The organism is Janthinobacterium sp. GW460-12-1-14-LB5 (genome assembly GCF_059423585.1).
In genome coordinates this window covers 192,715-201,852 of record NZ_JBWKYD010000011.1, presented here as the reverse complement: position 1 = coordinate 201,852, position 9,138 = coordinate 192,715, and the positions used below count along the sequence as shown (strand labels likewise).

Below are 9,138 nucleotides of genomic sequence, written 5' to 3'. Positions count from 1 at the left end.
CCCCCCCCCCCCCCCCCCCGCCCCGAATCCTCCAATCGCTGCCGCTGCGCGGCAGCTCCGCGCGCCGAGGGCGCGCGTTCGTGGTTCTAATCAGGTCTTTAACTGAGCCAGCTTCCACAGCACCCAACGCATCAGTTCGTGCCCGAATGGCGGACCTGACCCTCGCACCCGTTGCTCGCACCCGCCTGCCGCCGCTGCGCGTCCGTGGATCTAATCAGCTTGTCGACCGAACCTCCACAGCACCTCACGCATCAGTCCGTATCCGAATGGCAGGACCTGATGCTCTTGCCCGCACCGTGCTTGCGCTTGGGCTCTGAAAGACTCCTTTATGCGCGCATTGTTTTTTTTGAAATACTGTGTAAAAATACAGTATCAACGTTCAAAAAGGACACCTCATGATCAAAGGCAGTTGCTGCTGTGGCGCAGTAAAATTTGAATTGGCCTCACCCCCAGGCATGATGGGCATGTGCCACTGTTCCCGCTGCCGGAAGGCGGGAGCGAGTGCCCTGGTCTTCGTGGATAAAAATTCATTTACCTTGCTGGAGGGGCGAGAATGTATTCAGCGCTATGAGTCAGAGCCTCCCTTTAAGTATGCAAGAACTTTTTGCAAGAACTGCGGGACTTCCTTGGGGGAAGTTGGCTCGGAGAATGATTCATTTCCTATCGCCGTTAACTGCCTGGATGATGACCCCGAGGTAAGAATGCAATTTCATGTTTATGTTGGCTCCAAGCCGGCATGGTATGAAATTTGTGATGGTGCAAAACAGTTTCAAGAAAATCCAACATAATAAAAAAAGCCAGTCATTTGACTGGCTTTTTTATCGCGCTCTTGAGATTCCGAGCAAGAGTCCGCGCAAAAATGACAGGCTCAGTTTCTTGATTTCCTGCCTACATCATCGACTCTTTAAAATTACCCCACTCATATATTGATTCAAGTCGCGAAAATCCTGAACTTTCCAGGCATGCGGCGGTATCTTCACGCCATTTTCTCGCAAAGTTTTTGGAATCAAGTCGCCATTGGGGCGGAGTATGACCGATGACACAATAACGCCAGGATAATCCTTCAGTCGTTTTTTGAAAGCGGATGTCGTCAGGTCAGGCGTTGGGGGATTGCTCTTATTTGCCAATGCTCCTGTCCCTTTGATATCAGCGCCGTGGCACACGGCACATCTCTGTACATAAAGATTTTTTCCGTTGATATTATCCGCGAAGGATAATGGTGTTTGCATCAGCGACAGAATTCCCAGCGAAGCGGCGAATAATATTTTCATTTTCATGTGGTCTTGTTGTATCGGTCAGATATGCGTCGAGGGCAGGGCCCGGATTTTATTTTTCGGGGATTTGTCTCGGCTACTCATTCCATCATTATATCTGCCGGGATTCTCTGCCGGGTGCCGCAGCGTATCGGGCGCAGCCACGGCGGGAATTCTTTTGCATGGATAATGTACGCAGATATTTGCTGGCAACGATGACTGGACGGCGCCTGCCCGCCACAATTTCCCCAACCGCGACCGCGGGCGTACCCTGCTTATTGGTAAATGAGCAGGTATTTCGCGGGAATGTCGAGCGGGTGGAGCCTGCCCGCCAGAGCCAGGTCAATCAGCAGGGCGAGCACCAGGCCGGCGCCCGCCGGAATGCCGATGGCGAGCCTGCGCACCATGGGCGGGCGCGCCTGGACTTGCCAGTAGGCGGCACAGCCCAGGTGGGCAAACAGGGCGAACACCGCGAGGAAGTAGTACGGCGCAAAGAACCATGCATATGGCATCAGGACAAAACCGGCCGCCGCATAGTAAAAATTGGTGTCGAGCCTGAGCGCGGCGCGGCCGAACAGGACGGCACCCACATGAAACAGCAGGAACAGGGCCAGGTAGATGCCCGAACCGGCTTGCAGCCACGCTACGAATCCGTCGCGTTTCTTCCAGCTGCGTAGCACTATCCATGTTCCGCTGCCACATTGAAACAGCACGCACGCCAGCAGCACCGGCTCGAGCACGGCATGTCGATACAGGGGCCGGATCGCCTCCATGAAGGCGATGTGCGCATGGGGGCCGGCAACGGCCGCCAGGTGATTGCCAAGATGCAACAATATAAAGACCGCCAGGACACAGGCCGACAGGCGGTGAAATTTACGAATTGACATAGGTATTCATGGGTGAGTTCGATGTTTCCTGTGTTGCGCATGGCGCCATGCTGAGCGCCATCGCTTGTTCAGGTGCGGCACCAGTCGCTGGCCGAAGCTGTGCCAGGAATATCGGGCCGTCGTGCCCGCTCCAATTTTTCATGGCCTGGTGGATAGTGCGCGGCTTGAACTGCTGCGCATTGCCGGGAAACGGCAGGGCGGGCGGGCTTGGCAAGTCGGCGATCCCGCGCGACGGGCATGGCAGCGGTGTTCATGAAACTCCTTCGGTGTGCATGCGATGAAGTCAGTATCGCTTGCTCCCTGATGCAGGTCTTGAACGTTTGCGACACGCTACAATGCTTTCATGACACCAACTGATTTCATCTGCCCCAGGCGTGGCACAGGCCTCTCTCTGCCCACGATTGCCCCCACAAGACGACCATGACCTTCACCCTCCACCCGTTTTCCGCTATCCTGCCCGCGGATTGGCTCCTTCTGCTGAACCACCCGGACGTCATCCGCCACATGCCGCTCGCCACCGAAAGCTGGACCGGGCACGCTGTGGTGGAATGGGCGAAAGGCAAGGACGCGCAGTGGCAGGCCCATGGCTATGGACCGTGGGCGATCCGGATCGATGGTGCTTTTGCCGGCTGGGGCGGTTTTCAGCAGGAAGGGCGCGAAGCGGATCTCGCACTGGTATTGCTCCCTGAATTCTGGGGATGTGGACCCGCGCTGGTGCGCGCTTTCATGCGCCGCCGGCTGGAACTGGGCATAGGTGCTGTAAGTCTCCTGCTGCCGCCCAGCCGCACGCGCGTCAGGGGGCTTGCACGAATCGGCTTCGCCTTTGACTGCGAGGTGGAGTATGACGGCCGGCGTTTCCTGAAGTTCCGGGCAGTTGAATGAGTTTTATCTGCGTGGAGGGGATGGCAATATCCCCTCGTCCCCAGCTACGCTCCTATTCACTTCCACCTATGAAACCATGAAAAACATCACCGTAGAATATCGTCACAACTTTCCCCTCGATCCGCTCGACGTCGTGCGCGTCTTCGATCAGTCCGGAATCAAGCGGCCGACCGGCAATCTGCCGAGAATCGCGCGCATGTTCGCCGCGCCTTGTCTCTTGCTGTCGGCTTGGGTAGACAATGAGCTGGTGGGGGTGGCGAGGTCGCTGACCGACCATGCGTATTGCTGCTATCTGTCGGATCTGGCCGTCAACAGGCAATACCAGGGCCTGGGTATCGGCAAGCAGCTGGTCCAGCGCACGCAAGCCATCATCGGCGATGAAGTGTCCCTGATACTGCTTTCCGCTCCGGATGCCATGTCCTACTATCCGACGCTCGGTTTTGAGCCTGCCGGCAATGCCTATGTGATCCGGCGCAAACATTGAGCGCGCGCTTCCAGGAACTCCGCCTTATGAAACCCGTCTACACCCTCGCCGAAGCCCTGGCAAAAGACCCCGGCCGCGTCGCCAAAACCCAGGCGCTCACCCTCGACAGTGCCAGGCCCCGCATGGGCCTGAAAGGCAGCCATGGCTTGTTCGCGTCCGAAGCGTGGTGGCAAAACATCGCGGCCAGGCGCCTGCAGACGCAAACCTTGACGGGCATCATCGAGCGCACGTATTTCGCAGGCCAGGACAGCCGGCGTGGCGATGAAGTCAACAGCTTCACTTTGCGCCTGGCCGATGGCTCGACAGCCGATGAAAGCATCTACACGCACCGCCGGCAGGACATCAAGCTGTTCGTGCCAGGCGTCACGGTGACGATGGTCTACGCGCTCGATGAGCTGAAGGCGCGGGCGGCGGACGGTGGTGCCGACTATGCGCGGATCGTGCTGGAAGTGTCTGTTTCTGCGGCATAAGGCCTTATATTCACTTGATACCGCTGCCATAAGCCCCCTGTTCCCTGTCAACACCATCCCTCCAGGTTTGCATTAAATTAAGGATACTTCATGATGGAGGCGAGATGGATGACGAACTCAGTGGTGAAAGATGGGGGCGAAAATTTCCAGGCAGCACCAACACGAGGGATTTGTCAGGAAATTTTCGTTTGGCAGTGGAAGATTTTCTATATGCAATGAAAGAGGCGGGGATCAGGGTTGCAATCAATGCCACCTACAGACCGCCGCAGCGCTCCTGCCTGATGCATTATGCGTGGAGACTCGCAAGAAAACAGCTTGATCCCCAACACATCCCAAAAATGGCGGGTGTGAATATCGCATGGGATCACGGTGAAATTGACGCATCTGTCAAGGCTGCAAAAGCGATGTTGACCGTCTTGCAGATTAATCATTTACCCATCAAGCCCGCACTGCGCTCGCAACATAATTCTGGTCTTGCGATTGATATGGATTTGGTGTGGAGCGGAACGGTTGAGGTGAAAGATGCGAGCGGTAATATGGTGAAGATTGCCACTTTGCCGAGAAACGGCATGAACAGGCAACTTATCGCGGTCGCTGCAACATATGGAGTAAAGAAATACAACGGGCCTGGAAGCGACCGGTCACACTGGTCCAATAACGGTTATTAAAGGAAAATCATGCGAATGTTTTTTCTGATAGTAGCCATTTACTTTGTTCTTCCTTTTGCCTTTTCAGCCCAGCCACTCCCTCAGGATGTCAGCAGGTTTATCTATAACGCAGAAGCATGTGAGCACTTGGCGGGAGAATTTGATGGGGAGCTACCTAAGCGGCAGCAGGATGCTATCCTCAAGAATATACATAAATACTGCAAGGTGGCGCAAAATCAGCTGAGAATTCTTGAGGTGAAATATCAAGGCAATGCCAAAATAATGAAGGTCATCAAGAGTCATGCTAATGATGCGGTGATCAGTTATGAGAGGGAATGACATACGCTGGTCTTGCTGGTGAACGTAGAGCGCAAGCTGCCACCACAGCAATATGCGCAAACTTGACCTAAGCAAATTCCCCACAGAAATTCGTTTGACCGCCTCCCGCGCCAGGTCTAGAGTCGTCAAAGACACCTCAACCGACCCCATCGCCCCCCATGGCCAAGCCATTTCCCTTGAATCCCAAGAATCCCGAACGCATCTGCTGGGGCTGCGACAAGTATTGTCCGCCGGATGCCATGCGCTGCGGCAACGGTTCCGAACGCACGCAGCATCCCATCGAGCTGTTCGGGGAAGGGTGGAATGACTGGGGGCTGGCGGCCGCCGATCAAGCCGAGGCGGAGAAAAAACCGTAGCGGTGACAGCGCCGCGATCCGCTACAATTTCCCATCGCAAACGCGCCCACGCTGAGGAAATGCCCATGCAAGAAATCCTGTCCCGCTGGCTGGCAAGCAGCGCCGGCGATTACGCCATGGTCGAACACCCGGCCGTCCACACCATCGATGAAGCACTAATCCACGTGCCGGCCATGCCCGGCCTGATGGTGAAAAACCTGTTCGTGCGCGACGAGAAGGGCCGGCGGCATTTGCTCGTCATCGTGCCCTGCGACAAGCGCGTCGATCTGGCAGCGCTGGGACGGTTGTTGCCTGCCAGTAAGCTGAGCATGGCCTCGCCCGAGCGCCTGCTGCGGCACCTGGGCATTACGCCCGGATCCGTCAGCCTGTTCGCGCTGATCCACGACGGCGCGCAGGCGGTGGAGCTGGTGCTGGACCAGGCCGTGTGGGAAGCTGACCATATACAAGCCCATCCGTTGCGCAACACGGCCACGGTGGCGCTGTCGCATGCGACCCTGGTCCGTTTCCTCGCGCATACGGGACACGTGCCCCGCATCGTGACGGTGCCGGCAACGCAGTAAGACAAGCTCAATGCCCGGCCACGGGCGCGCCGCCGCTGCGCCGCCCCGGCCGGAAGCCATGCGCGCGGGCCGACCAGGCGAGCGCGAACGCCAGCAGGAGCAAAGCCACCATGGCCCAGGGGAAAGCGTCCGCGCCCCAGGTTTCCAGCAAGGCGCCGCCCACCACGCCCGCGGCCGCAATCGCCCCATTCCACGCCACCACGTTCATCGACAAGGCCACGTCGGCGCCGCTGCCGGCCGTGTCGGCCAATGCCGTTTGCAACAGCGTTGCCGCGCCGCCAAAGCTCAGGCCCCAGACGGCCATGCCGACATAGATGACAGTTGGAAACTGCGACGCCATGCCCAGCACGAGGGCCGTGGCGGCGAAGGTCGCCAGGCTGGCCAGCACGGTGGCGCGCAGGTGGCGCTCGACCAATTTCCCCGTGATCCAGATGCCGGCCATGGCCGCCGCGCCGAAGACGAGCAGCACCAGGTCGATGCGTCCCGTCAATCCGGCCGGCGCCACGAACGGGGCGATATAGGTGTAGAGAATGTTGTGCGCCAGCATCCAGGCAATGACGACGGCCAGCACGGGGCGCACGCCCGGCGTCGTGAAGACGCGGCGCAGGGGCAGGCGCTCATGCGCACGCTGGCCCGGGTAGTCCGGCACTTTCGCCAGCACCCAGGCGATCAGGATGAGTGTCAGCGCGGAAATGATCCAGAACGCGGCGCGCCAGCCGACCAGCGAGCCGAGCAAGGTGCCCAGCGGCACGCCCAGCGACAGGGCGACGGGCGCGCCCACCATGGCCAGCGCCAGGGCGCGGCCTTGCTGATGGGGCGCCACCATGCGCCGCGCGTAGCCGGCCAGCAAGCTCCACGCCAGCCCGGCCGCCATGCCGGCAAAGAAGCGGGCTGCCAGGGTCAGCCAGTAGTGCGATGACAGCGCCGTGACGGTATTGAACACGAGAAAGCCGATGATGGTCAGCAGCAGCACGTTGCGGCGGCGCCAGCCGCGCGTGGCGATGGTCAGCGGTATGGCCGCCAGCAGGGAGCCCAGCGCATAGGCCGTGACCATTTGCCCGGCCAGCGCGGCGCTGATGCCGAGTCCCGCGCTGATCTGCGGCAGCAAGCCGGCGGGCAAGGTTTCCGTGACGATGCAGATAAAACCCGTCATGGCCAGGGCCAATAAACCTGAAACGGGGAGGCGGTCGGCCAGCGCGGGGCTGGTTCCGGTGGTGAGCGTGGCGTGATTCAAAGCGGCTATCCTTGGAAATGTGACGGGGCGGCCAGGCGCGGGAGTGCCCCCGGCCGTCGTGGCGGTACATATGTATCGATCGGTATAAATATAGGCGATGGCGCGCCGCGTTGTCAATGACTTCTGTATCGAGTAGTATGTAAGTGGCGTATGAGCAGATGAGAAGGAGCGATGGATGGCGCAAATGGGACGGCCGCGCACGTTCGACCGGCAGGCAGCCGTCGAGCAGGCCATGTTTTTATTCTGGCAGCAGGGATATGAATCGACTTCCTTGAGCCAGCTCAAGGCGAGCCTGGGCGGCGGCATTTCCGCGCCCAGTTTTTATGCGGCGTTCGGCTCGAAGGAAGCGCTGTTCCGCGAGGCGGCGCAATGCTATCTGGACACCTTTGCGCGCGTGACGGAATGTTTGTGGGACGATGGCCTGGCGCCGCGCGCGGCCATCGAGCTGGCCTTGCGCCAGTCGGCCCGCATGCAGTCCGATGCGGGCCACCCGCCCGGCTGCATGGTAGCGCTCGGCTGCATGAGCGCGCCGACGGCCGAACATGCGGCCGTGGCAGCCCCGCTGACGGCTTCGCGCGCGCGCACGCGTGCCGGTTTCGTGCATTGCGTGGAGCGGGGCATGGCCGGCGGCGAATTGCCGGAGGGGACGGACGCGAGCGCGCTGGCGGCCGTCTTCGACAGTTTTTTGTCGGGCGTGTCTATCCAGGCCCGCGACGGCGTGGGCTACGCCGTGTTTGATTCTGCCATTACGCAGATCCTGCGCGTGTGGGATGCCAATCGCGTGCCGGGCTAGGCGCTAGGCCGTAAAGCGAAACTCCAGCACGTCGTCGCCATACTTGTCCGTCTCGCCCGTCGCCGTCCAGCCCAGGTAGCGGTAAAAGCCGTACGAGCGCGAGGCGGGGTCATTCGAGCAGCCGAGGAACAGCCGCTGGTGGCCCCGGGCGCGCAGCTCCGCCATCACCAGTTCCAGCAAGGTCTTGCCGATGCCCAGGCCTTCGAATTGCGGCAGCAGGGCCAGGACGATGATTTCGCCCGTGTCGCGCTCGCCAAAGCAGTAGCCGGCCAGCTGGCCGTCGTGATGGCAGACCTGGCCGGGCAGGCTGCCCGAGCGCATCATCGCGGCCCAGGTGTCGGCCGTGATGCCCACTTCCGCCAGGCGTTCCTTGGAAACGGCGTTTTGCCGCGTCTTGCCGCGCAAGGCGATAAAGGCCGGGGTATCTTCCGCCTTGGCGGCATGGAAAGTAATCGATGCGGGATGTGTCGTCATGTGTGCATTCATTGTGGGATGGTAGTGAAGGATTTACTCCCAGGATTTGCGCATGGTTTGCGCATGGCGCTGCCAGTCATAGGCTTTGGTATGTTCGATGGCTTGCTGGCCGGGATTGCCGCTATCGATCTTTTCATCCTTGACGATGACCAGGTCGTTTTTATCGTTCAATCCATATTCCCGGTAGCGCTCGCAATCCTGTGCGCGCCGGGCGGTGGTGATTAATTTGTCAGCCCGCCACTTATAGCTGTCTTCATAAAAGCATTGCGCGGCGCAGCCGCAATTGGCGATGCCGCCGTCGATTCTTTGCTCGGCGATGCTGATATCGAGATTCGGAATGGCCGATAAGGGTTTGTTGAAACTGTATTGTTTTGCTTGCGCATCCCACAGCCACACGTCGGAACAGCGGATGCGTCCCTGGCTATCCGTATAGCCGGTCACCCACAGGTCGGCATGGCCGTCGAAATTCATGTCGACCAGCAGCGCGTGCAAATTGCCCGTGCCGCCGCTGCTGCAATTGCCAGCTATCCACTGCTTGCCGGTTTTCAGCCGGTACGTCTGTTTTTCATCGTGATTGACATAGCGGATATCGGCCGCTTGCCGCACTTTGCCTGTCGCGGCTTTGTCCAGATGCAAGGTGCCGCCATAAGCGGAGGTGGAAAGCAGGGATAAAAGCAGGGCAATCAGTTTCATGGAGATATTCTTGGGCTGGCACTGTTCTTATGCCGGGATTAAATCGTGCAATCGATGATCATAACG

General features: G+C 59.3%; 14 protein-coding genes. 9 read left to right on the top strand and 5 right to left on the bottom strand.

Annotated elements, in window-relative coordinates; translation table 11 throughout:
- The first annotated feature begins 395 nt into the window (after nucleotides 1–395).
- Entirely contained in the window at nucleotides 396–788 is a 393-nt protein-coding gene (locus AC07X6_RS13830) for a GFA family protein (protein ID WP_494791335.1), read from the top strand.
- A gap of 105 nt (nucleotides 789–893) precedes the next feature.
- On the opposite strand, the gene AC07X6_RS13825 is transcribed toward AC07X6_RS13830, so the two are convergent.
- Complete coding sequence (locus tag AC07X6_RS13825; RefSeq protein WP_230541852.1) at nucleotides 894–1,271, bottom strand: cytochrome c; 378 nt, start codon at nucleotides 1,269–1,271, stop codon at nucleotides 894–896.
- 257 nt (nucleotides 1,272–1,528) lie between these two features.
- Nucleotides 1,529–2,140 carry a hypothetical protein gene (locus AC07X6_RS13820; RefSeq protein ID WP_494791334.1) on the bottom strand — a complete coding sequence of 204 codons (612 nt, stop codon included), beginning with the start codon at nucleotides 2,138–2,140 and terminating at the stop codon, nucleotides 1,529–1,531.
- Between the two features lie 420 nt (nucleotides 2,141–2,560).
- Between AC07X6_RS13820 and AC07X6_RS13815 the strand changes: the two genes are divergently transcribed.
- The 7 genes from AC07X6_RS13815 to AC07X6_RS13785 all read left to right on the top strand — a co-directional run bounded on the left by AC07X6_RS13815 (nucleotide 2,561) and on the right by AC07X6_RS13785 (nucleotide 5,878).
- On the top strand, nucleotides 2,561–3,022 hold the full coding sequence (locus AC07X6_RS13815; RefSeq protein WP_494791333.1) for a GNAT family N-acetyltransferase: 462 nt from the start codon (nucleotides 2,561–2,563) through the stop codon (nucleotides 3,020–3,022).
- A gap of 76 nt (nucleotides 3,023–3,098) precedes the next feature.
- On the top strand, nucleotides 3,099–3,506 hold the full coding sequence (locus AC07X6_RS13810) for a GNAT family N-acetyltransferase (protein ID WP_230541828.1): 408 nt from the start codon (nucleotides 3,099–3,101) through the stop codon (nucleotides 3,504–3,506).
- A 26-nt stretch (nucleotides 3,507–3,532) separates the two neighbouring features.
- Nucleotides 3,533–3,976 carry an immunity protein RhsI2 family protein gene (locus tag AC07X6_RS13805; protein ID WP_494791332.1) on the top strand — a complete coding sequence of 148 codons (444 nt, stop codon included), beginning with the start codon at nucleotides 3,533–3,535 and terminating at the stop codon, nucleotides 3,974–3,976.
- Between the two features lie 104 nt (nucleotides 3,977–4,080).
- Nucleotides 4,081–4,644, top strand: a complete 564-nt coding sequence (locus tag AC07X6_RS13800; protein ID WP_494791331.1) for a hypothetical protein — start codon at nucleotides 4,081–4,083, stop codon at nucleotides 4,642–4,644.
- 9 nt (nucleotides 4,645–4,653) lie between these two features.
- Nucleotides 4,654–4,962 (top strand): hypothetical protein, encoded by a 309-nt coding sequence (locus AC07X6_RS13795; protein WP_494791330.1) that lies wholly within the window; start codon nucleotides 4,654–4,656, stop codon nucleotides 4,960–4,962.
- A gap of 158 nt (nucleotides 4,963–5,120) precedes the next feature.
- The gene (locus AC07X6_RS13790; RefSeq protein WP_332862333.1) at nucleotides 5,121–5,318 is read left to right on the top strand and encodes a DUF3079 domain-containing protein; all 198 of its coding nucleotides are present in this window, start codon (nucleotides 5,121–5,123) and stop codon (nucleotides 5,316–5,318) included.
- Nucleotides 5,319–5,383: 65 nt separating this feature from the next.
- Nucleotides 5,384–5,878 (top strand): prolyl-tRNA synthetase associated domain-containing protein, encoded by a 495-nt coding sequence (locus tag AC07X6_RS13785; protein WP_494791329.1) that lies wholly within the window; start codon nucleotides 5,384–5,386, stop codon nucleotides 5,876–5,878.
- 7 nt (nucleotides 5,879–5,885) lie between these two features.
- Here the strand turns inward: AC07X6_RS13785 and AC07X6_RS13780 are convergent, their stop codons facing one another.
- A complete protein-coding gene (locus AC07X6_RS13780; protein WP_494791351.1) occupies nucleotides 5,886–7,031 on the bottom strand; it encodes an MFS transporter in 1,146 nt (381 codons plus the stop codon).
- A gap of 256 nt (nucleotides 7,032–7,287) precedes the next feature.
- Here AC07X6_RS13780 and AC07X6_RS13775 point away from each other — a divergent pair, with 256 nt between their 5' ends.
- Complete coding sequence (locus AC07X6_RS13775) at nucleotides 7,288–7,905, top strand: TetR/AcrR family transcriptional regulator (RefSeq protein ID WP_494791328.1); 618 nt, start codon at nucleotides 7,288–7,290, stop codon at nucleotides 7,903–7,905.
- A gap of 3 nt (nucleotides 7,906–7,908) precedes the next feature.
- On the opposite strand, the gene AC07X6_RS13770 is transcribed toward AC07X6_RS13775, so the two are convergent.
- Nucleotides 7,909–8,379 carry a GNAT family N-acetyltransferase gene (locus AC07X6_RS13770; protein ID WP_494791327.1) on the bottom strand — a complete coding sequence of 157 codons (471 nt, stop codon included), beginning with the start codon at nucleotides 8,377–8,379 and terminating at the stop codon, nucleotides 7,909–7,911.
- A 33-nt stretch (nucleotides 8,380–8,412) separates the two neighbouring features.
- Nucleotides 8,413–9,072, bottom strand: a complete 660-nt coding sequence (locus AC07X6_RS13765; protein ID WP_494791326.1) for an XAC2610-related protein — start codon at nucleotides 9,070–9,072, stop codon at nucleotides 8,413–8,415.
- Nucleotides 9,073–9,138: the final 66 nt, after the last annotated feature.